At 70.9% G+C, this 21,364-nt stretch carries 21 protein-coding genes; 10 read left to right on the top strand and 11 right to left on the bottom strand.

The features are described 5' to 3' along the window. Positions 1-726 precede the first annotated feature (726 nt). Complete coding sequence (locus tag RM445_RS24085) at positions 727-1,455, top strand: GAF and ANTAR domain-containing protein (RefSeq protein ID WP_311559110.1); 729 nt, start codon at positions 727-729, stop codon at positions 1,453-1,455. Between the two features lie 1,154 nt (positions 1,456-2,609). Further along, entirely contained in the window at positions 2,610-3,776 is a 1,167-nt protein-coding gene (locus RM445_RS24080; RefSeq protein ID WP_311559109.1) for a lipid II:glycine glycyltransferase FemX, read from the top strand. A gap of 592 nt (positions 3,777-4,368) precedes the next feature. Here the strand turns inward: RM445_RS24080 and RM445_RS24075 are convergent. From RM445_RS24075 to RM445_RS24065, 3 genes are all read right to left on the bottom strand, one after another. Beyond that, a complete protein-coding gene (locus RM445_RS24075) occupies positions 4,369-5,436 on the bottom strand; it encodes a lipid II:glycine glycyltransferase FemX (RefSeq protein ID WP_311559108.1) in 1,068 nt (355 codons plus the stop codon). Positions 5,437-5,658: 222 nt separating this feature from the next. Continuing rightward, positions 5,659-6,471 carry a PRC and DUF2382 domain-containing protein gene (locus RM445_RS24070; RefSeq protein WP_311559107.1) on the bottom strand — a complete coding sequence of 271 codons (813 nt, stop codon included), beginning with the start codon at positions 6,469-6,471 and terminating at the stop codon, positions 5,659-5,661. Between the two features lie 56 nt (positions 6,472-6,527). Further along, complete coding sequence (locus RM445_RS24065) at positions 6,528-6,977, bottom strand: DUF4190 domain-containing protein (protein ID WP_311559106.1); 450 nt, start codon at positions 6,975-6,977, stop codon at positions 6,528-6,530. Positions 6,978-7,379: 402 nt separating this feature from the next. Between RM445_RS24065 and RM445_RS24060 the strand changes: the two genes are divergently transcribed. After that, positions 7,380-7,793 (top strand): PGPGW domain-containing protein, encoded by a 414-nt coding sequence (locus tag RM445_RS24060; RefSeq protein ID WP_311559105.1) that lies wholly within the window; start codon positions 7,380-7,382, stop codon positions 7,791-7,793. Between the two features lie 172 nt (positions 7,794-7,965). Then, on the top strand, positions 7,966-8,907 hold the full coding sequence (locus RM445_RS24055) for a MerR family transcriptional regulator (RefSeq protein WP_311559104.1): 942 nt from the start codon (positions 7,966-7,968) through the stop codon (positions 8,905-8,907). Between the two features lie 537 nt (positions 8,908-9,444). On the opposite strand, the gene RM445_RS24050 is transcribed toward RM445_RS24055, so the two are convergent. From RM445_RS24050 to RM445_RS24030, 5 genes are all read right to left on the bottom strand, one after another. Continuing rightward, positions 9,445-10,062, bottom strand: a complete 618-nt coding sequence (locus tag RM445_RS24050) for an alpha-ketoglutarate-dependent dioxygenase AlkB (RefSeq protein ID WP_311559103.1) — start codon at positions 10,060-10,062, stop codon at positions 9,445-9,447. Positions 10,063-10,084: 22 nt separating this feature from the next. Then, complete coding sequence (locus RM445_RS24045) at positions 10,085-11,914, bottom strand: NAD(P)/FAD-dependent oxidoreductase (RefSeq protein WP_311559102.1); 1,830 nt, start codon at positions 11,912-11,914, stop codon at positions 10,085-10,087. 109 nt (positions 11,915-12,023) lie between these two features. Continuing rightward, positions 12,024-13,739, bottom strand: coding sequence for a SulP family inorganic anion transporter (locus RM445_RS24040; protein WP_311559101.1), 1,716 nt, complete (start codon positions 13,737-13,739; stop codon positions 12,024-12,026). Between the two features lie 48 nt (positions 13,740-13,787). Next, positions 13,788-14,084: a hypothetical protein gene (locus RM445_RS24035; RefSeq protein ID WP_311559100.1), complete on the bottom strand. Its 297-nt coding sequence runs from the start codon at positions 14,082-14,084 to the stop codon at positions 13,788-13,790. A gap of 98 nt (positions 14,085-14,182) precedes the next feature. Further along, positions 14,183-15,142 (bottom strand): NADPH:quinone oxidoreductase family protein, encoded by a 960-nt coding sequence (locus tag RM445_RS24030; RefSeq protein WP_311559099.1) that lies wholly within the window; start codon positions 15,140-15,142, stop codon positions 14,183-14,185. Between the two features lie 155 nt (positions 15,143-15,297). Between RM445_RS24030 and RM445_RS24025 the strand changes: the two genes are divergently transcribed. The 4 genes from RM445_RS24025 (at position 15,298) to RM445_RS24010 (ending at position 17,023) form a co-directional block, all read left to right on the top strand. Next, positions 15,298-15,786 carry a MarR family winged helix-turn-helix transcriptional regulator gene (locus tag RM445_RS24025; protein ID WP_311559098.1) on the top strand — a complete coding sequence of 163 codons (489 nt, stop codon included), beginning with the start codon at positions 15,298-15,300 and terminating at the stop codon, positions 15,784-15,786. 132 nt (positions 15,787-15,918) lie between these two features. Beyond that, the gene (locus RM445_RS24020; RefSeq protein WP_311559097.1) at positions 15,919-16,143 is read left to right on the top strand and encodes a hypothetical protein; all 225 of its coding nucleotides are present in this window, start codon (positions 15,919-15,921) and stop codon (positions 16,141-16,143) included. Between the two features lie 111 nt (positions 16,144-16,254). Then, on the top strand, positions 16,255-16,698 hold the full coding sequence (locus RM445_RS24015; protein WP_311559096.1) for a hypothetical protein: 444 nt from the start codon (positions 16,255-16,257) through the stop codon (positions 16,696-16,698). Between the two features lie 70 nt (positions 16,699-16,768). Next, entirely contained in the window at positions 16,769-17,023 is a 255-nt protein-coding gene (locus RM445_RS24010; RefSeq protein ID WP_311559095.1) for a hypothetical protein, read from the top strand. Positions 17,024-17,030: 7 nt separating this feature from the next. Here the strand turns inward: RM445_RS24010 and RM445_RS24005 are convergent, their stop codons facing one another. Further along, positions 17,031-17,357 (bottom strand): hypothetical protein, encoded by a 327-nt coding sequence (locus RM445_RS24005; RefSeq protein ID WP_311559094.1) that lies wholly within the window; start codon positions 17,355-17,357, stop codon positions 17,031-17,033. A 151-nt stretch (positions 17,358-17,508) separates the two neighbouring features. On the opposite strand from RM445_RS24005, the gene RM445_RS24000 reads away from it, so the two are divergent. Further along, the gene (locus RM445_RS24000) at positions 17,509-18,414 is read left to right on the top strand and encodes a metal ABC transporter solute-binding protein, Zn/Mn family (RefSeq protein WP_311559115.1); all 906 of its coding nucleotides are present in this window, start codon (positions 17,509-17,511) and stop codon (positions 18,412-18,414) included. 92 nt (positions 18,415-18,506) lie between these two features. Further along, positions 18,507-19,478, top strand: coding sequence for an ABC transporter substrate-binding protein (locus RM445_RS23995; protein WP_311559093.1), 972 nt, complete (start codon positions 18,507-18,509; stop codon positions 19,476-19,478). 14 nt (positions 19,479-19,492) lie between these two features. Here the strand turns inward: RM445_RS23995 and RM445_RS23990 are convergent, their stop codons facing one another. Next, a complete protein-coding gene (locus RM445_RS23990) occupies positions 19,493-20,326 on the bottom strand; it encodes an ABC transporter ATP-binding protein (RefSeq protein WP_311559092.1) in 834 nt (277 codons plus the stop codon). Beyond that, a complete protein-coding gene (locus tag RM445_RS23985) occupies positions 20,323-21,339 on the bottom strand; it encodes a FecCD family ABC transporter permease (RefSeq protein WP_311559091.1) in 1,017 nt (338 codons plus the stop codon). Before RM445_RS23985 ends, RM445_RS23990 begins: the two co-directional genes overlap by 4 nt. Positions 21,340-21,364 lie beyond the last annotated feature (25 nt).

Below are 21,364 nucleotides of genomic sequence, written 5' to 3'. Positions count from 1 at the left end.
GCTTGTCGTCCTCATTGAGCCCGTCCACGGGCCCGATCGTGTCGGTCATGCTGCCTGCTTCCCGCCAAGCCCAACGGCTCGGCGTGTCAGGCCGGATCAGCACTTACACCGAAGATCGGACAGTCCCCTCTCCGCTGCATACACTGTCAATCCCGTTGATCAATGGTCTACGGGCCCGCTGCAGGACCGGAAGGCTCTCGTGGACCGGGGGTTCGAATGCCTCCGGGCGCACGAGTAGGGCCTTCACAAGGGAAGATGCTGTCGAGCTGGTAGAGGATTTGTTACCTGAGCGTTCGCGCATCGGGTGCTGGGTTACTGCTACGGCGGCGCGTTCGAGCGTGGTGTGATCGCCCGAGCGGGTGGCGACGTCGATGTCGGCATTCATTTCGCGACGGGCCAGCCTGTCGCGGTCGCGAAGGTGAGCCCTCGGTGACGTCGACTCGGGGCTACTCACCGACAGGGTCGGTTCCACGGACGCATACTTCAAACCGAGCCGCGGGCGGTGACCCGACTCGGCTCTACGGCTGCCGGTCTCCCGCTCCTCAGCCGCCAGCACCCCCGGCGGTCACCCGGACCCACCGGATGAATGTAGGCGGCCCAGTCGGCATGTGGACTCAACCGGCTGGGCCTGGGGTCTCGGCTCGCGCGCGCTCAAGCCGGACCTTGCCGAGGAGGTGTGCCTCCCGGTCAGTGGGCTAAACCGTTGCGTGGGGTTAGGTTTCCGATGTGACGACGGTCCCGAACGGTGAGCTGGCCGAGGTCTTCGCCAAGCTCGCCCGACAGCTGCAAGCCGAGGACACCCCGAGAAAGGTCCAGGAGCGGGTCACCCGGGCGGCGGTGGACACTGTCGATGGCTGCGACCACGCCGCGATATCCCTGGTGCATCGGCGCGGTGGCATCGAGACCGTTGCTGCCACCGACGACGTCCCGCCCCGGGTCGATGCCATTCAGTACGAGGCCGGACAGGGCCCGTGCCTGGACGCCTTGATAGAACACGGGGTGTTCCCCATCGACGACCTCGCCAACGACAAGCGGTGGCCGTCGTTCAGCCGCCGCACGGCCGAGGAGACCGGTGTGCGCAGCATGCTGTCGCTTCGGCTATTCCTCGAGGGCGACACGATCGGCGCGCTGAACATGTACTCCCGGACCGTGCAGGCGTTCGACGAGCAGGCCTGCGCAGTCGGCACCATCCTGGCCGCGCACGCGGCGATCGCCATGCAGGCTGCCCGTGAGCACGCCCACTCCAAGCAGCTCGACCACGCCCTGGAGTCCAACCGTGAGATCGGAATGGCGATGGGTGTGCTGATGGCCCAGGGCAGGATGACCCAGAACCAGGCGTTCGAGGCCCTGCGGCAAGCTTCCCAGCACCTCAACCGCAAGCTCCACGACGTCGCCGCGGAGTTGGTCGAGACCGGACAGCTGCCCCAACCACCTGCATCACCGCCGTCGAAGTGACATCCGTCGTCTGGTCGGGGACAGCTGAACCGCCGGTGCACACCGGCTGACCCCGACAGGGCGAAGCCGGGGACCTTGCTCAGCGCATGTGTGCGTGGCGGTGATCGAGATGCTGCGCTTGCTGCGGGTCGGGCGGGCCTATCCGCGTGCGGTCCGCTGGATCGTGGCGGGGTCCCAGCGGCTGTGCCTGCGGGAACGGCAACGATCCGATGGACCGAGACAGGCCGCAGCCGTCACACCACCACAGTTATCTGGACGGGACGGACGGACGGACGGACGGACGGACGGAACGGGTCGGGTCAGGTCGCCGAGCGTGCGCTCCGCGGGATCCGCTGTGAACAGGCCACGCGGGCCCGGGCGTGGGTGCCGTTGTCGCAACCGAGTGCCGGCCGGTTAGCCGGGCGGGTCAAGCAGGTCGCGAAGGCCTACCCGCGCCGGAGGCCGTACGCGTAGGCGAACGGATCCACGTCGTGGCCGACGATCTGCTCGAGCTACGCGCGGGGCTTGTCCAGCTCGGTGGCCCAGTCTGTGTCTCGGATGGGTGAGGGGGTGGCGATCCCAGGTGTGTAAGGGGATCGTCATCCCGGTGGCGTCCAGGCCCGGCCGCCGGCGCGGGAAGCCAGTTCGGCCGGTCGAGCACGACGATCATCACAAAGAACGTCGCCGGCCACGCCTCACGCCGCCAGGTGGGCGACCGTGTCCTCGTCGCGCTTGGCTGCGCGAACTGGGGGTACCTCCTGCGACCTCCGCGGTGCAGCAGATATGCCGTGCCGCTCAGGGTGTAGCCCAACCGTACTACGAAATCGGACCATCTCGAGTAGCACTGCCGCCGTCACGACGGTCGTGCTGCCTGCACTGTCACGACCTGTTCATCGGCATAAGGCCTGTACGGGGGATTGCGCGTTCTAAGAGGATCAGCACGACCACCCGAATGCGGGGTTTGTTGATGATTTCTCGAAGTCCTGGGTGTGCAACCGCCGATGCCAAGAATGCGGTCGGGCCGTTCATTGTCAGTGTTGGTTAATGCATGATGGTGCGTACTCCGGAAAAGGACGTCGATTCGCATGCCTGACGAGCGTATTGACCGATCGTTGTCGTGTCGGGAGGAGCACCGGTCGCCGTCGGCCCCGCCGTTGGTGGTCACCGTCTCCACCGTGCCCAGCCGGGATGTACTCGATGTGTGGGATGCGCTCGTCGAGCGCACGCCCGGTACGGACGTAACGCAGCTGTCGGCGTGGGCGCGGGTGCGCGCGTCGGCCGGGTTCAGCTCCCTGCATGTCCTCGCCCACCGCGGGGAGAGACTGGTAGCAGGGGCACAGCTTCTGTATCGCAGTGTGCCGGTGGTGGGCCGGATCGGTTATGTGCCCTACGGCCCCGTGGTAGACCCGTCCGCCGACGACGTGGAAGCGGTCTGGGACGCCATCGCTGACGCCCTCCGGGCGCTGGGTCGTCGGCAGCTGCGGATGTTGTTCGTCCAGCCCCCCGAGGGCGCCGACGCTGTCAGCGCCGGCCTGATTGCCCGCGGCTTCCGGCTGTCCTCGGCGGGCATCGCCCCGGCCGGGTCCATCCGGATCGACCTGTCCGACGACCTCGGGCAGATCCGGAGCCGGTTCGGTCGGCGATTGCGATCGTGGCCACACCGCTGGGAGAGCCGCGGGGTGACGGTGTCTGTCGGCGGTGCGCAGGACCTCCCGCTGCTCGCTCAATTGATGACGCAGTCGGCGCAGCGCCAGGGATTCACGGCACCACCCCTCGCCTACCTGGAGACGCTGTATCGGGAGCTCGACGGCGGTGGGCACGTGGCGTTGTTCATCGGGTATGTGCACGGGCGGCCGGCGGCCGCGGATCTGGTGACGGTATGCGGCGACATGATCCGGGGTCGGTTCGCCGGCTTTGACCGCTACGGGGATGCGGCGCGGCTCAGCGTTCCCGCCGCGATCCGCTGGCAGATCATAAAGTGGGGCCAAACCCGCGGCCTGCGCTGGTTGGACTTCGGAGGGCTTTCCGACACCAGCCTCGACGCGCTACTTAGTAGCGGCGGCGGTACCGGTGGAGGTGGTACCGGTGGAGGTGGTACCGGTGGAGGTCCGGCGGGCGCCGTGGCGCCCTGTGACCAGCCCAAGCTGACCTTCGGCGGCACGCCCTACCGCTATCCGCCGGCGGTGGAGATGATCACTCCGGCTCTCCTGCGCGTCGTGTACGACCTGGCCCGGGCCTCGCAGCGCGGTCGCCGGGCATTGCACTGGGTGCAGGTGGCGCTGCGCGTGCGCTCCGTACCGCGGCCGCACGGGCGCTCTCGGATTGCGGACGACGGGGTATGAGGATCGTCGGTGTGGGCGGCGGGCCAGCTGGCCTGTACTTCGCGCTACTCGTCAAGCGGCGGCATCCGGAGTGCGACGTGGCGGTTGTCGAGCGCAACAGCGCCGGTGTCACGGTACGGCTGGGCCGTGGTCTTCTGGGACGACCTCCTGAATCTGGCCTACCGCAACGACATGGCAGTGCTCCGGAGCTGGAGCGCGCGGCACACCTGTGTGAGGACCAGCAGGTCTGGCTGCCGGACGGGCAGGTTGGTCACCTGGGCGGGGACGTTTCAGCATCGGCCGTGCCCGGCTGCTTGAGATCCTCGCCGAGCGGGCGGCGGCGCTGGGCGTCGACCTCCGCCACGAGCACGACGTTGGGGAGCCGGTCGCGATTGAAGCCGATCCCGTCGTGGCGGCCGAGGTGCCCACAGGTGGTACGAGAACGTCGTTCGGCCGACTTCAGCCCGAGTGTCCCGGTAGGTCGCCGATGCGACCTGGTGCATCGGCAACGCCCGGCACCGGGCTTCAGGAAGACGTCGCGCCAGCTATCTCGATGTGAGCCGGGGGCAAGATCGGATCTTGCCCGTTCTTACGGCATCGCATTTGGGTACGGCTATCGACGGCGCCCGCCGCGCAGCACCCGCTTGCCGATCTTGACGAGCCGCCCGCCGGTGCGTGTCTGCCGCGAGATGTCGTAGGCCAGGCGTAACAGCGGGGAGGAGATGAGTTCGACCTGCTCGGGGTACAGGAACACTTCGCCGCCGAAAGATGTCTTGAACTGCTCCGAGCCGGTCAGGTTCGCGGTCCGCTCGTCGCAGCCCGCGAGGAGCAGGCGGGCCGCGTCCGCGCGGAGTCCGCCGAAGTCGTAGGTGTCGTAGCCGTTGGACTTTGCCCACAGCATCGCGTGCCAGACCGTTGCGGCAGACACGCCGTCCTTGCGCGCGCGTTCGGACCGGTCCATGCCCGATATGCGCTGCTTGACCGTTCCGTTGCACCGGGTGCACAGCAGCGCCGCGGCCGGGGCGCCGTCGATCTCGGCGACGAACACCGCCGCGTGCCCGCCGACGTCGAGCTCGCGGTAAAGCCTCTGTACGTAGTCCGGCGATAGCGGCTCGAACTGCTGGTGGTCCGCGGTCCGGGCCAGCAGGTCTGCGACGAGCACCGCGTCGTCCGGCGAGCCCATACGAACGCTGACCCCGCGCTGCGCCCAATTGCGAGTCCGCCGACGGTTGGCTTTGGTCAAGCGACCGCGGAGGTCCTCGACGTCGCGGCGGAGGTCGACTCGAATAGACGCGGCTGGAGCGATACCCGCCGCCGAGTGCCGAAACCCCCGCTCGCGAAGCCCGGAGCTGATGTCCTGAGCGTCGACCGGCGGTTGCACGAACAGTGCGCGCAACCGAGTGCGGGCCACGACGTCCATCTCCATGAGGAGTCGATCCATCACAGATTCCCGCGGTACAGCCCCTGAAACGAGCGGCCCATTCGACACGTAGCCGATCCGACCAACTACGGGCAGCCGGCGCTCGAGCACGAGGGCACCACCCACGAGCCGACCGTCCAGGTGCGCCAGAAGGTACAGCGGCCGGAAGCCAGCTTCCCGGCGGATGCGCGCCCACGCTGACAGCTGCGCGACATCGCTGCCGGGGACGCTGTCAACAAACCGGTCCCACTCTCGCAGCACCCCCGGGTCGGGCGCCGGACTGACCGTGACGACGACAGCCGAGCTCCGGTGCTTGCCCCCGTCCCCGTCGGATCCGCGGCCTCTGCGGCTGACGAGCCCAGCGAGAAGGGTGGCGCACCGGCGATTCCCGGGGCCCCTCGGCAGCCTCTCCTCCACTGATCGTCCTTCCTGCACCGGCTGCGTCGGCGGCGCTTGTGATAGGTCGTGGCGGAATCGCAGCGCTCAGCGCCGGCGCAGGTCGGTGTCGTCGACCTCGATCTGCTCCTTGCGGACCTCGCCGCCGACGGTCTCCTGGTCGGTGACGGTTTGCTTGCCGACCCGGACCCGCTCGACGGGGACGGCCTCGGTGTCGACCACGGGGCGCTCGGCGTGCAGGGTGACCTCGTGTTCCTCCTCGGAGATCGCGGGTCCGTCGTAGGCGTCCCCGCGGTTTGCGTCGGTGATCGGCTCGCGCTGCAGGGTGACCTCTTCGTGGCTGACCGGCACGGTGGTCTGCTGGTGCTCGGTGGTCACGTACTTGCGCAGCCGGGCCGTGCCGGCTTGGCGGGTCTCGGTGCCGACTCGCAGTTGCTCCTCCGAGCGGGTCATGGCGCTGTCTGTGGTGGGACCGGAGGTGTCGCGGCCGACCGCGGTGTTCGCGACGTCGTCGTAGACACCGTCACCGTCACCGTCGCGGTCGCGGCCACCCGCAACACCTGTCGTGCCGGTGGTGCCGGTGGTGCCGTAGTCGAGGCCGTAGTAGCGGTAGAGCTGCTGCTCCTCGTCCTCGGACAGGTGCCCGTCCTCGGCCATGTTCGGCGCATTCTTGATCTTCTGCTTGTCGTAGCCGAGGGTGACCCGGTCACCGCTGAACTCGGCGCCCTGGACGGGGACGAAGGTCTCGTTGGTGCCGAACAGCCCGGTGTGCACGGTGACCCATTCCGGTCGGTTGGTCTGGTCGTCGAAGTAGACCTGGCCGACCTTGCCCAGCTTTTCCCCGTTCGGGCCGTACGCGGTGGAGCCGACGAGGTCTCGTACCTGGCTATCGGTGATCATCCGTGGTGCCTCCTGTGGGTTCTGGATCTGGTGGGTTGTGTGGGGTGAGTCAGGGGTCAGGGCTGGGGGATGTCGACGTTGTTGGGGAGCCGGTCGCGCAGGTTCTCGACCTGCTGCTCGATGCGGTTGACCGCAGACTCGTTATTCAGGACGGTCACGACCCCGGCGGCGAAGACGGCGCCAAGCACGATCGAGACCGCGCTGAGCACAATGGCGGCGAGGGCCACTCCCTTGCCGGTGACGCCGGGCTTCTTGGTGGCGCGGAACCCGACGATGCCCAGCAGTAGTCCAATGACGCCGAGGATCAGCGCGACCGGGAAGAACAGCACCAGCAGGGTCAGGACGAAGGCGGCGGAGCCGATCCCGAGGGCGATCGCGGCCGCGGCGCTGGTCTTGGCCCGTTTGATCCGGTGCTCGACCTCCGGCTCGGCGGTGGCCATGGCGCCGGGGCGGTCGGTGGACGGACGGTCGCCGAGGTGGCCGTGGTCCGGTTCACGTGTCGTCATGGGTATCTCCAGTGCGGACGGCGCCGTGGACCTCGGTGCCGCGGATCTCGTTGACGGGCGTCGGGGGTGTACCCGGGCACGAACGCCCTACACCGGGTTGTGCTGCGTGGATGTCCGGTTGCCACGTTTCCGCAACGAAACGCTGAGAAGTGCGTGCGCCGCACGCGGCCGGGTATTCAGCGTCGGGCGAGGGGCAGTGACTCCAGGTGTGCCACTGGCTGATCTTCGGGTTCAGGCGGCAGGGCGGTGCTGAACGCCTGCCCGGCGAGTAGCCACCAGCAGCTCCTGGGGGACTCCGGCAGTCTGCCCGGCTCGCCGGCCGGAGCACCCGTCGGCTCCGCAGTCCGACCGTTTCTGCTCGACGAACCACGCGATTGAGAACCACGCGAAGTAGGAGATGCCATGCCTTCGCACCTCGCCCCGCACCCGCTCGGTCGCCCGTCGGCGGTCCCACACGACAGTTGGCGTCAGCGGATCCGAGAAAAGCCGGGGCTGGCCCAGGTCTACCGCGTGGCGGTGTTCCTGGCCGGCCTGCTCTGCATCGCCGTCGGTGTCGCCCTGTCGGTGCTGCCCGGGCCGCTGACGATCCCACCGGTCCTGCTCGGGCTGTGGATCTGGTCGACCGAGTTCGACTGGGCACAGCGACTGTTCCGGCGGTTCCAGCGCAAAGCCCGCCAAGCCTGGCAGCACGCCAAAGCGCACCCGGTGAGCTCCGCGGCCATCACCATCGGCGGGCTCCTGGCCGTTCTCGCCGGGGTCTGGGCGCTGCGCCACTTTGAGATCATCAGTCGCGTGCGAGAGGCCGTCGGCCTGTAGGCCCCGCGCCGCCGCCGACCCAACAGGGACCCAACAGGATTGCGAGTGGCCGCGCCGCTGGATTCCCGCGATCTTGATTCTCTAGAATCTGGCTTCATGACGATCTGAGGCCGAGGACGTCTCCAACCCGCGCGTGCGAGTTTCGCGGGCAGCGGGCCGGGAAGGACGCGAAGTGGGCGACGCTGACCTCCCGAACGGGCCCGCGGCTCCGGTGTGGAGCGCCGGTGCCGTGGCCCGCCGGCTGGGTATCGCCCCCGCCACGCTGCGCAGCTGGAACCGGCGCTACCGACTGGGACCGGCCACCCACCAGCCCGGACAGCATCGCCGCTACACCCAGCACGACGTCGCCGTATTGGAGGCGATGTGCCGCCTCGTCGGCGAGGGCGTCGCACCCACGGCGGCCGCCGACATCGCCCGCTCGCACGCCCTAGCGGCGCAATCTGACCAGCACCGGACCGGCCAGCCCATCCGGCCACTCGAGGAAGCGAAGTGCGGTGCTCGTGGTCTCGTCCTGGCGGCACTGCGGCTGGACGCGGAGTTCCTGACCAGCACCCTCGACCACCACTTCGGGGCCTACGGGGTGGACACGACCTGGACCGAGGTGTGCGTTCCCGCCCTGACCGCGCTCGGACGGCGGGTCACCCCCAAGGGCGACTGCGTCGACTCGGTCCACCTGCTGTCCTGGACGATCATCGCCGGCCTGCACCGCTGCGCCGGTCCACCGGCCTCGTCGCGCCGCCGGGTCCTGCTGGCCTGCACCGACGGGGAGCGACACAGCCTGGGCCTAGAAGCGCTCCACGCCGTGCTCACCGCACAGGGCATCCCCGCACGGATGCTCGGGGCGTCGGTTCCGGCGACCGCTCTGACCGCCGCCGCCCAACGGATCCGCCCGGCAGCCGTCGTGCTGTGGTCCCAGGCCTCGCGCACCGCGCACACAAACGACCTGCGCCGGCTCGAGCCGACCGCCGATCAAATCATCGCCGCCGGGCCGGGATGGCGCCGGTCGCGACTGCCCCCCAGGGTGCAGCGCGTGGAGAGCCTCGCCGCCGCGATGGCAACGATCCGTGACGCGGTCTGGGCCGACGCCCCGGACCCCGCACCGGCGTGCTCCTGAGAACGTGTTTGAGAAGATTAAGCCGTCAGCTGACGACGCCGACGCGTCAGGGACGCGTACACGGGTTCTGGCTCCGACGCTTGGCCGTGGAGCGCGACGGCGTACAAGATTCATAATTGATCGAACGTACACCATCTAAGTTGGGCACTTATGCTCATACGCGAACTGGGAAAACGCAGGTCAGCACAGCGCTCAGCGGGAACTTGCTACGGATCAGAAGGTTAGGGGTTCGAATCCCTTCGGGCGCACCATGTCGACCGGCAGTAGCGGTCACTTTTCCCCTCCTCCGCAAGTCCGGCCACGCGCCGTCGACCGTCGCCGACGGAGTGTCTCTCCACCCGCACCGCGTGATGCCGGCCACGGTCGCAGACCCTGACGCCCATAAGCCGCACTCGTCGGTGATGCGCCGGGTCGGGCGACGGAGGGGGTAGCCGCCCGACCCGGCGCGTGCAGTCTAGGTGCCATCCCACGTTCGCGGCAGGGCAACCCTCCAAAATTGGAGTGTTCTTTCGACGCGCTCCTCCGGCCGAGTCGGCGTCAGACGTAGGCGTGCCGGAACTGCACGCTGATCCGCGGCCCGACTCCGCGGCACTTCGGCACCGCGTGCTGCCAGGTGCGCTGGCACGACCCGCCCAGCACGAGCAGATCGCCAGGCCCGGGCCGGTACAGGACGGACGGTCCGCCGCCGGTCGGCCGCAGCCGGAACGGCCGGGTTGCTCCGAGGGAGACGAGCGCGACGGTCGCCTCGGGCAGCTCCCGGGCCACCCGGTCGCCGTGCCACGCGACGCTGTCGGCACCGTCGCGGTAGAGGTTCACGCCGATCTGGCTGAACCGGACCCCGTACCGCTCCGACAGCACCCCTGCCATCTCCTGCAGGTCGTCGGGTGGCGACGGCCCGTCGCCGAGCACCCAGCGGAACGTGAGCCGGGGCTCGGCGACGAGCCGGTCGTACATGTGCACGGTCCGGCCGCGCCACGGGGTCTGCTCCAGCAGTCGGGCGAAGAGCTCGTTCGAACCGTGGCACCAGCCGGGCCGGTGGTCCACCCACGCGCCGTCCGCGAGTTCGCGCCGCCGGACCCCGGCGAACGTGGCGTCGAACCCGACCGCGCCACCGTCCAGCAGCGACGGCTGCCAGGCGATGTCGGGTCCGGTCACGCCATCCCAAGCTACGCCGCCGTCACGACGTGTGGTGCACCTCCTGGAGCCCGTACACCGGTGTCGCGATGCCCTCGGCCCGGGCCTTGAGCTGCAGCGCGAGGTAGAGCGAGTAGTAGCGCGACTGGTGCAGGTTCCCGCCGTGGAACCACAGGCCCTCCTGCTGGGTGGGCTTCCACATGTTGCGCTGCTCGCCCTCCCACGGACCGGGGTCCTTGGTCGTGTCGGAGCCGAGGCCCCACACCTTGCCGACGCGGTCGGCGATCTCGTCGCCCACGATGTCGGCGGCGAGCCCGTTCATGGAGCCGTAGCCGGTGGCGTAGACGACGAGGTCGGCCGGCAGCTCCTCGCCGCTGTCGAGCTTCACCCCGGTCTCGGTCAGCTCGGTGACCTGGCCGTGCTTGACCGGGATCTTGCCGTCGGCGACGAGATCGGCGGCGCCGACGTCGATGTAGTAGCCCGAGCCGCGCCGCAGGTACTTCATGAACAGGCCCGACCCGTCGGCGCCCCAGTCGTGCCGGAACCCCGACTCCTCCAGGCGCCGGTAGAAGTCCTTGTCCCGCTCGGCCATCTGCTGGTAGAGCGGGATCTGGAACTCGTGCATGATCCGGTACGGCAGCGAGGCGAAGATCGTGTCGGCCTTGTGCGTGGTCACCCCGGCCTCGACGGCCTGCTCGGAGTAGAGGCCACCGAGGCCGATCTCCATCAACGAGTCCGACTTGACGATGTGGGTGGAGCTGCGCTGCACCATCGTCACGTCCGCGCCGACCTCCCACAGCGCCCCGCAGATGTCGAACGCGGAGTTGTTCGAGCCGATGACGACGACGCGCTTGTCCTTGTAGGCGTCCGGGCCGGGGTGCTGCGAGCTGTGGTGCTGCTCGCCGGCGAAGACGTCCTGGCCGGGTATCGACGGGATGTTCGGCTTGCCGGACACCCCGAGGGCGAAGACGAGCTGCTTGGGGTGGAGCACGACCTCCTCGCCGTCGCGGTCGACGGTGACCGTCCACTCCTTCTTGGCGTCGTCCCAGGTGGCGCTCTTGGCGGTCGTCGAGCCCCAGTAGTTGACCTCCATGACCCGCGTGTACATCTCGAGCCAGTCGCCGATCTTGTCCTTCGGCGCGAAGACCGGCCAGTTCCGCGGGAACGGCAGGTAGGGGAGGTGGTCGTACCAGACGGGGTCGTGCAGGCACAGCGACTTGTACCGGCTGCGCCACTGGTCGCCGGGCCGGGCGTGCCGGTCCACCACGACGTGGTCGACGCCGAGCTGGCGCAGCCGCGCACCGAGCGCGATGCCGCCCTGGCCGCCGCCGATCACGACGACGTAGGGCTCGCGGTCACGACCGAAGCCCTCGAGCTCGGCGGTGCGCCGCTCCCTCCAGGTGACCCGGTCCTTCTGCGCGCCGTGCTCGACGCCCCGTGGACGGTTGGTGCCCTGGTTCTCCTCGTGGCCCTTGAGCTCGTCGAGCGTGGTCAGGAACGTCCACGCCCCCTCGTCGTTCAACCGCAGCAGGCCCGACCCGCGTCCGACGGCCGTCTCGAACCGGAACCACGCGGTGACGACCCCGTCGGCCTCCTCGGGCTCCTCGCCCTCGGTGATCCGGAAGTTCGTCGCGCCGGTCGATTCCATGGTCTGCCGCAGCAGGTCGGCCACCCCGTCGCGGTTCTCCACCGTGGTGAGGTTCCAGGTGAACGCGATCAGGTCGCGCCAGAACGACGTGGTGGCGAAGAGACCGGCGGCGCGGTCGACGTCCCGGGCCGCCAGTGCGGCCTCGAAGTCGGCCAGCCAGGTCTCGACACGCGTACGGGCTGCGGACGGCTCCGTGCCTGTGGTCGGCTCCAGGGTCTGCGTCATGAGCGGTGTGCCTCCTCATCCGCGCCACCGCGAGGTGGCGCCGTGACGCAGGCAACATCACCGATGAGGCGGAGGACACCGTTGCAGCGATGTTGCAACCCGTTCAGGGCTATGCCTTCGGAGGGGACGGCTCCTCGGGAGGTGACGACCCTGAGCGGAACGCCTCCACGGCCGTGGGCAGTGTCGGGAAGATCCGCTCCTCACCGATGAGGTCGAGCAGTCCGGCCGCCCACAGGTCCGCGCGCAGATCCTGCTTGACGCGGGCGAGCGCCAGCACGATCCCACGCCGCCGCAGCTCGTCGTGCAGCGCCTCGAGCGTCTGGGCGGCGGTGCTGTCGATCTCGACGTTCGCCTCGGCGTTCAGCAGAAACCACTGCGGCGGCTCCGGTTGGGTCTCCAGGGCGGCGAGCGCGCGGCTGCGGAAGTTCTCGGCGTTGGCGAAGCACAGCGGGGCGTCGTAGCGATAGACCAGCAGCCCGGGGACCGGACGGGCGTCGGGGTAGTCGTCCATATCGTGCATGCCGGCGATCCCGGGCACGTAGCCGAGCACGCCGTCGTGCGGGCGGGCGACGCGGCGCAGCAGGTCGAGCACCGAGAGCCCGACCGCGACCAGCACGCCGTACAGCACCCCGACGGTCAGGACGGCGACCATGGTGACCACGGTGATCGCCGCCTCGCTGCGGCGGAAGCGGGCGATGCGCCGGAAGCCCGCGATGTCGACCAGCCGCAGCGCCGCGTAGATGACGACGGCGCCGAGCGCGGCCCGCGGGAACCGGGACAGCAGAGCGCCGCCCGCAACCAGCACCACGACCACCAGCACGAGGGCGACCAGGGAGTGCAGCTGTGTCCGGCTGCCCTGGGCGTCGCCGATCGCGGTCCGGCTGCCGCTGCTGCTCACGGGGAACCCGCGCAGCACACCCGCGGCCAGGTTGGCCGCGCCGAGGGCCACGAGCTCGGTGGTGCCCTGCACGGTCTGTCCGTGGCGGGCGGCGAAGGCGCGGGCGGTGAGGACGTTGTCCGAGTAGCCGACGATCGCGACGCCGACGGCCGGGAGGAGCAACGAGACGACGTCGTGTGCGGACAGCGCGGGCAGGCCCGGCACGGGCAGACCGCTCACCGACGACCCGACCAGTCGCACTCCCATGGCATCGAGCGAGAACGCGGCGACGACGGCGGTCGCGGCGAGCATGCCGATCATGGGTACCGGCCAGGTCGGCCGGAGCTTCGTCCCGACCAGCATGCCGACGAGCAGGGACAGCGCCAGCGCGACGGTCGGCAGGTGCGCCCCGGCGAGCCCGGACAGGAACGACGCCACCTCGGCCGGGGGCGAGTCGCCCTCCATCGGGACGCCGGTCACCGCGCCGAGCTGGCCGATGATCATGATGACGGCGATGCCTGCCATGTAGCCGACGAGGACCGGCTGCGAGAGCAGATCGGCCAGCGACCCTGCCCGCAGCAGGCCGCCGACCAGGCAGATCACACCGACGACGAGGGCCAGCCCGGCGGCCAGGGCCGCGTGCCGGACGGGGTCACCGAGGGCGAGCGGCGCCACCGCCGTCGCCGTCATCAGGGCTGTCGTCGACTCCGGGCCGACCGACAGCTGGCGCGACGACCCGAACACCGCGTAGATCGCGAGCGATCCCAGGCACGCCCAGAGCCCGGTCTGCGGAGGGAGCCCGGCGATGCCGGAGTAGGCCATCACCTGCGGCACGAGGTAGGCGGCGACCGCCACGCCCGCCAGGAGGTCGCCGCGCAGCCACTCCCGCCGGTATCCCGCCAGGACGGCGACGCCGGGCAGGTGTGTCGCGCGTCCGCGTGCCGTCACGATGACCATGCTCGACGGCGCACGCCCCCGCGTCCACGGGAGTACCGCTCAGCAGCGGACGGCGAGCCCCGACTCGGCCAGCGCCGTGGTCAGCGTGCGCACCCGGCCGGCGTGGCCGCCGCGCTCGACGATCTCCGCCAGCTCGAGGACCTGCCATTCCGCCGCGCACGGCAGCTGGGCGCCGAGGGTCGCCACGAGCCGCTCGTGCAGGCCTTCGCTCTCGAACGGGCATCCACCGACCGCCGCTCCGCAGCCCGTGCACCGGACGTGCATCGCTCCGCACGGTGCCGGACAGAGGAAGCGGTCCATCTCTCGGGTGGAGTGAGAACACCAGATGGTGGCCATGGCGGGGAGGCTAGACCCGAACTGGAGTGAACTACAACACTGGTTGTTGACGACCGGTAGCCTTGTGGAGTCGAACGGTCGAACGTCGGCGACATCGTTCAGCGGGTCGTGAGCACGATCTTGCCGGCCATGGCCCGGTCTTCGACGAGGCGCAACGCGGTCGCCCCGTCGGCCAGGTCGAAGGTGGCCCCGACGAGAGGCCGCAGGCCGTCCTTGACCAGCGACGCGAGCCGCTCCGCGGTGTCGGTGAAGAGCCCGGGCTCGACGTCGAGCAGCTCGCGCCAGGCGGCCCCGACGACGCTCGCGTTGCGCAGCAGGAGCCGGTTGGCCGCGGCGGAGGGAATCGTGCCGGAGGTGAACCCGACCGTGATCAGCCGTCCCTCCGGGCGCAGGCAGCGCACGCTCTGTTCGAACACCGCGCCGCCCACCGGGTCCACGATCACGTCGACGCCTCCCGCGGCGCGCACCGCCTCGAACCAGCTCTCGTGGTCGTACACGGTGGTCGCGCCGGCGCGGGCGGCCAGCTCGCGACGCTCGGAGCTGCCCGCGACCGCGAGCACCTCGTTGCCGAACGCGGCCGCGATCTGCACCACCGCGCTGCCCAGTCCACCGCCGGCGCCGTGCACGAGCACCCGGTCGCGCCGCTGCAACCGGCCGCGCCGGGTCAGGGCGACGATCGCGGTGTGGTGGTTGACCAGCGCCGCTGCACCCTCGACCGCGCTCAGCTCCACGGGCAGCGGAGCCAACCGGGCGGCAGGCACCCACGCGGTCTCGGCGAATCCGCCACCCATGACGTGCCCGAACACGCAGTCGCCGGGGGAGAACCCCGACCCGTGCGGTGCCGACTCGACGGCTCCCGCGACCTCCAGGCCGGGCACGAAGGGTGTCGGCGGCTTGACCTGGTAGCGGCCGCGGACGAGCAGGGTGTCGATGAATCCGACGCCGGCGGCGTGCACGGCGACCCGCACGGCCGTGTCGTCCGGCGGCGGGGGGACGTCGACCTCGTCGAGCCGTAGGCCGTCCGGCCCGATCGGCTCGTGGACCCGCAGTGCGCGCACACGCTCAGGATCGCAGGTCTCGCGGCCGTCGTGGAGCTCGTCGGGAAATACTCGACGCCCCGCGTGGTGATCTTGATCGGTCCTGCGGCCTGGTAGATCATGATCCGGCGGAGGCGAGCATCTCTTCCGTCGAGACGCCGGGGAGGGATCGGGCCGTGTCGAGCGCGCCGGGGCGGACCGCGCTGATCACGGGCGCCGGAGACGTCATGCGGGAGCTGATGACCCGTGCCGTGCTGTTCCAGGACGCCGTCGCGAAGTCGGCCGGGCTGAACGCCACCGACATGCAGTGCGCGAACCTGCTGCTGCTCTACGGACCCGCCACGCCGGGCGAGCTCGCGGGCCGGGCGGGTGTCACCGCGGGTGGCGCGATCACCGGCGCCCTCGACCGGCTCGAGCGGGCGGGGCTGGTGCGGCGCAACCGGGACGGCGCCGACCGGCGGCGGGTGATGGTGACCGCCGACGCGGACGAACTGTGGCGGCGGGTCGGGCCGAGCTACGAGCGGATCGCGACGAGCTGGAACGCCTTCCTCGACACGCTGACCGACGAGCAGCTGGAGGTCGCCGACACCGTCCTCCGGCAGGCGTCCGAGCTGAACGCCCTCGAGATCCGCAGGCTGCGCGGGAGCGACGACGCCGACCGGTGATCGTCACCGGGACGACCGGTAAGAGGGATGTATCGATCCAGAATCTTGTCGGGGGTTGCGGCCTACCGCGACAATCTCGGCGCCTGCGCGGCATCATTCCGTCGCGTACCCGGGCGAGACGAGAGGCAGTGGATGAACCGCACTCCGACCGGCGGAGCCGAGACGTCGCCCCCGTCGCCCGAGGGGTCCGACGACGGCGGCGCGGGTTCCGCCGTCCCGCCGCCGCGCACCGGCCTGGAGCCGCTGCCCCGCCGCGTGCGCGGCGCCTCGGGGGCCGTGTCGGACGGCGACATCGAGGAGGAGCCGGTCGACACCGACACCCTGCACCGCCTGCTCACGGGGCTGCGCGAGATCTGACGCCCGTCCGGCGGCTCGCCGTCGCGGCTTTCGAGCGGCATGGTATGGCCACTCCCGGGAACATCATCCGGGATCGACGGCGACGGTCGCGGCGGGAGAGGGTGCACACCCATGAGCACGGGCGCATCGCAGCAGGACACCGGGGGAACGGGCCCGGACGAGGTGGCGACGGGACAGCCGGAGGCGAACGGCGTGCCACCGCTCGCCGACGACCGGCCCTACGTCGACGGCAGTGCGGTCTCCGCGGAAGAGTTGCGGGCCGAGGTCGACCGGCTGAGCAACGAGGAGCGGCAGCACGTCGACGACCTGCGCGAGGAGGTCGGCGACGCGGTGGCCGCGCTGGCGTCGCGGCTCGACGTCAAGGCCCGGGTCGCCGAGCGCAAGGACGAGGCGGTCGCGACCGTCCACCAGAAGGTCGACCAGGCGCGGACCGTGGCGGTGGACCGGGCGACTGCGGCGAAGGACACCGCCGCCCAGAAACCCGGTCTCGTGGCGGGTGTCGCGGCGGCCCTGCTGGTGCTGCTCGTCGTGGTGTTGCGCCGTCGCCGGGGGTGACCCCGGGACGGAGCGCCTACCGTGCGTCCGTCCCGGGTATCCGGGACGGACGGGGGATCGGGAGGAGCCAGTGAGCAGCGAAGGGACGTCCACACCGGACGACGGCGCCGAGCGGTTCGCGGCGTCGCTGGACGGCAGTGCGGACGTCGCTCCCGGCGGCGACCCCGACCTGGAGCGCGAGGTGGAGCTGGCCCGGCGGCTGGGCGCGCTGGGTGGCGCGCTCGATCCCGATCCGCAGGCCCGGGAACAGGTCAGGCAGCGGCTCCTGGCCGCCCTGGCCCGTGAGGACGACGACCCCGCCGACGGCCCGCCGCGGGCGTCCTGACCCTGGCTCAGCGGCCCCAGGTCGAGGCCCGGACCACGTCCTCGATGGCCCCGGTCGCGGTGTCGGTCAGCTTGCGGAACGTGTCGAGCGCGGCGGCCGAGACCTGAGCGTTGACCGTGAGGAACGTGGCGAGCTCGCGCTCGATCACCACGGCCTGGTCGGCGAGGTCGAACATGCCCCGGGCGAGCCGACGGAAGCTCGACGCCTGGGTGCCCGCCGCGTCGCTGACCGTCTGCACCGTGCTGGTCCACGACTCGAAGACGTCCGACGCGGCCGCCTGACCGCGCTGGGCGAAGGTGGCGAGATCGGCGACGACGTTCTGCGGGGCACTCATGGGACTCCTTCGACGACTGCTGTTTGGGATAGTACGCAGCGTACTGCACGGAGCCGGGACTGTCCGGCGAACGCGCTTGCGTGTTGTGGAACCCACGTGCTCCCGACCCGGTCGCAAACGACAATCGTTGTCGTTTAGGCTCGGACAGGTGATGCTCCGTGCCCTTCCCGGGTTGTTCGCCCTCGCGCTCGCCCTGTCCGCCTGCGATGGCTCGGGCGAATCGGCCCCCGCTCCTGGTCCCGCGCCCGGCACGATCCCCGTCGTCGCCTCCACCGACGTCTACGGCGCCCTCGTGCAGGCCGTCGGGGGTGACCGGGTCGCGGTGACCTCGCTGATCGACGACCCCGCCGCCGATCCGCACTCCTACGAGGCGCCGCCCGCCGCGGCGGCCGCCGTCGCCCGGGCCCGGCTCGTGGTGGTCAACGGCGGCGGCTACGACGACTTCGCCGAACGGCTGGCGCCCGGTCCCGACGCCGCGGTGATCGACGTCGTCGCGCTGTCCGGGCTGTCGGCGCCCGCGGGCGGCGAGTTCAACGAGCACGTCTGGTACAGCCTGCCCACGATGAAGAAGCTGGCCGGGCAGATCGCCGCCGACCTGGGCACGGCGGATCCGGCCGGTGCCCCGCAGTTCACGACGAACGCCGACGCGTTCGGGGCACGGATCGACGGTCTCGTCGCGAGGGTCGACGCACTCGAGGCTGCGCACTCGGGCACACGCATCGCGGTGACCGAGCCGGTGCCGCTGTACCTGACCGACGCCGCGGGCCTGGTCGACGCCACGCCGCCGGAGTTCAGCGAGGCCGTCGAGGAGGACGCCGACCCGCCCGCCGCGGTCGTCGCCGCCACGCTCGACCTCTTCCGCGCCGATCCCGTCCGGGTGCTCCTGGTCAACGCGCAGACCCGCACGGCCGTCACCGACCAGGTCGAGCAGACCGCGCGCGCTGCAGGCGTGCCGGTCGTCGAGGTGGGGGAGACCTTGCCTGCCGGAACCGACGACTACGTCGAATGGATCTCCGGTCAGCTCGATCTTCTGACCAAGGCACTCGATCGGCCCTGAGTCCTCACGTAACGCACACGATCGTGGCGCCATTCGGGGGGTTAGTGTGTGCTATGGCTCCCCACCAGACCTGGTCCCGCCGTCTTCGGCCGGTGATTCCGACACTCGTCGTCGCCCTCCTCGCCGCCACCAGCTGCAGCGGGGGCGGATCGTCCTCCGGCCCGAAGGCTCCCGCCGCCGTGTTCCCCGCGACCGTCACCCACGAGTACGGCCAGACGGTCGTCGAGGAGGCGCCCGAGCGGGTCGTCTCCCTCGGCTACACCGACCAGGACGCGATACTCGCCCTGGGTACCGTGCCCGTCGCGATCCGCGAGTTCACGGGCAACCGGCCCTCGGCGACCTGGCCGTGGGCCGCGGACAAGCTCAAGGGCGAGCAGCCCCAGGTGCTGCCCGCGGGCGACGTCACGCCGGACGCCGTGGCCGCGCTGGAGCCCGACCTGATCGTCGCGATCACCGCTGACCTCACGCGCGAGCAGTACGACGCCTTCTCGAAGATCGCGCCGACGGTCGCCGCACCCGCGGGCACGACGGATGGTCGGGTGTCGTGGGCGGACGCGACGAAGCTGACGGGTGCGGCGCTCGGCCTGCCCGCCGCGGCGGACCGGATCGTCTCGGACGTCGAGGAGAAGTTCGTCGAGGTCGAGGAGAACCACCCCGAGCTCGCGGGGGCGACCGTCGCCATGGCCGTGCCGAATCCTGCGGACCCCGCGTCGGTCAAGGCGTGGAGCTCCAACGACCTGCGCGGGCAGTTCCTCAAGGAGCTCGGTGTCCAGGTCCCGGCGCAGGTCGACCGGCTCGCGGGCAATGGTTCCTTCGCGACGATGCCGTCGGACCAGCTGCCGACGCTCGACGACGCCGACGCACTGATGGTGGCCGGCACCCCGGCCGAGCAGGCCGCGTTCGCGGCGCTGCCCGGCTACGGCCAGCTCAAGCTCGTGCAGGAGAGCAAGGTCGTCACGCTGGACGACGAGCAGTCGGCCGCGCTGGCGTTCGGCAGCGTGCTGAGCCTGCCCGCCGTGGCCGACGAGGTGGCCGGGCGGCTGGCCCGGGCCGTGGGCCGCTAGGGGCGGGGCCGTCGTCATGGCCGGCGGGCCGGGTCCACCCGGCTCCGCCGGCCGATCGGCACCACCAGCGGGGTCCCCGTGACCGGGTCCGGGACCACGCGCGCGTCGAGGCCGAACACGTCGCACAGCAGGTCTTCGGTGAGCACCTCGTCCGGGGTTCCCGACGCCACGATCCGGCCGGCCCGCATCGCGACCAGGCGGCCCGCGTAGCGCGCGGCGAGGTTGAGGTCGTGCAGCACCATCACGACCGTGCGGCCCATCTCGCGGTTCAGGCGCTCGACGAGATCGAGCACGTCGACCTGGTGGGCGAGGTCGAGGTACGTGGTGGGCTCGTCGAGCAGGACCACGTCGGTGCCCTGCGCGAGCGCCATCGAGATCCACGCACGCTGGCGTTGGCCGCCGGAGAGCTGATCCAGGGTCCGGGTGGCGAACTCGGTCATCCCGGTCCAGGCGAGGGCCTCGCCGACGGCCGACTCGTCGTCCGTCGACCACTGCCGGTACCACGTCTGGTGGGGGTGCCGGCCGCGGGCGACGAGATCGGCCACGGTGAGACCCTCCGGCGCCACCGGTGCCTGCGGCAGCACGCCGAGCACCTTCGCGACCTCGCGGGTGGGGGTGCGGTCGATGCGCCTGCCGTCGAGCAGCACGTGGCCGCTGCGGGCCGGGAGCAGCCGTGCGAGGGCGCGGAGCAGCGTCGACTTCCCGCAGCCGTTGGGGCCGATCACCGCGGTGACGGTTTCGTCGAAGACGTCGAGGTCGAGGTCGTCGACGACGACGTTGTCGCCGTAGGCGAGCTGCAGGCCGCGGGCCTGCAGACGGACCCCGTCGGTACCCGTCACGTGGGTCACAGGGCCACCAGCCGTCGTCGGCGCACCAGCGCGATGAAGAAGGGAGCTCCCACCAACGCCAGCACGATGCCCACCTGCAGCTCTCCCGGCCGGGCGACCACCCGGCCGACGATGTCGGCGACCAGCAGCAGCACCGCGCCGGCGAGCCCCGCGGCCGGAAGGAGCCATCGGTGGTCCGGCCCGGTGAGGGCGCGGGCGATGTGCGGGACGACCAGCCCCAGGAAGGCGATCGGGCCACAGGCGGCGACCGCGGCGCCCGTCAACAGGGTGATCGCGACGGGGCCCGACCAGCGCACAAGAGTCACGTTCTGGCCCAGGCCGCGGGCGACGTCGTCGCCGAGCGCGAGCAGGTTCAGCCCGGGAGCGCCCGCCAGACCGATCACGAGCCCGCCCAGCACGAATGGGGCCACCTGCAGCGCGACGTCCGGACCGCGCCCGGCCAACGCTCCCACCGCCCAGAACCGGTAGGCGTCGAGCGTCGAGACGTCGACGAGCACGATCGCGGAGGTCAGCGCCCCCAAGAGAGCTGTGACGGCCACGCCGGCCAGCGCCAGCGACACCGGGGAGGCGCCGCCGGGCCCGAGCGAGCCGAGCACGAACACCGCGACACTCGCGGCGAAGGCGCCCGCGAAGGCGAACCAGACGTAGCCCAGCAGCGTCGTCACGCCGAAGGCGTAGATCCCGATGACGACGGCCAGCGCGGCGCCGGCGCTGACGGCGAGCAGGCCGGGGTCGGCGAGCGGGTTGCGCGTGTGGCCCTGCATCAGCGCTCCGGCCACGCCCAGCGCGAGCCCGACGGCGATGCCGAGCACCGTGCGCGGCACGCGCAGGCCCCGGACGATCACGTCCTCCTCGGTGCCGCTGGGCGTCCACAGCGCCTGCCAGACGGCGCCGACGCCGATCGGACGGGCCCCGACCGCGAGGCTGACGAGCGCGGTGAGCACGAGCAGGGCGGCGAGACCGGAGACGACGAGCACCCGCCTGTTCCGCAGCGGCGTGGCGACGGTCTGCACGGCTCACCTCCCTCGAGATGAGGCG

The organism is Pseudonocardia charpentierae (genome assembly GCF_031845345.1).
Lineage (GTDB): Bacteria > Actinomycetota > Actinomycetes > Mycobacteriales > Pseudonocardiaceae > Pseudonocardia > Pseudonocardia charpentierae.
The sequence above is the reverse complement of the archived record's forward strand: the minus strand, read 5'-3'. Positions and strand labels throughout refer to the sequence as shown.

What these genes read in the sequence shown, in the direction of transcription:
- RM445_RS24035 (WP_311559100.1), bottom strand. Translation starts at nt 14,084, where the DNA reads ATGGCCACCATCTGGTGTTCTCACTCCACCCGAGAGATGGACCGCTTC.
- RM445_RS24065 (WP_311559106.1), bottom strand. Translation starts at nt 6,977, where the DNA reads ATGACGACACGTGAACCGGACCACGGCCACCTCGGCGACCGTCCGTCC.
- RM445_RS24070 (WP_311559107.1), bottom strand. Translation starts at nt 6,471, where the DNA reads ATGATCACCGATAGCCAGGTACGAGACCTCGTCGGCTCCACCGCGTAC.
- RM445_RS24045 (WP_311559102.1), bottom strand. Translation starts at nt 11,914, where the DNA reads ATGACGCAGACCCTGGAGCCGACCACAGGCACGGAGCCGTCCGCAGCC.
- RM445_RS24060 (WP_311559105.1), top strand. Translation starts at nt 7,380, where the DNA reads ATGCCTTCGCACCTCGCCCCGCACCCGCTCGGTCGCCCGTCGGCGGTC.
- RM445_RS24005 (WP_311559094.1), bottom strand. Translation starts at nt 17,357, where the DNA reads ATGAGTGCCCCGCAGAACGTCGTCGCCGATCTCGCCACCTTCGCCCAG.
- RM445_RS24000 (WP_311559115.1), top strand. Translation starts at nt 17,509, where the DNA reads ATGCTCCGTGCCCTTCCCGGGTTGTTCGCCCTCGCGCTCGCCCTGTCC.
- RM445_RS24020 (WP_311559097.1), top strand. Translation starts at nt 15,919, where the DNA reads ATGAACCGCACTCCGACCGGCGGAGCCGAGACGTCGCCCCCGTCGCCC.
- RM445_RS24015 (WP_311559096.1), top strand. Translation starts at nt 16,255, where the DNA reads ATGAGCACGGGCGCATCGCAGCAGGACACCGGGGGAACGGGCCCGGAC.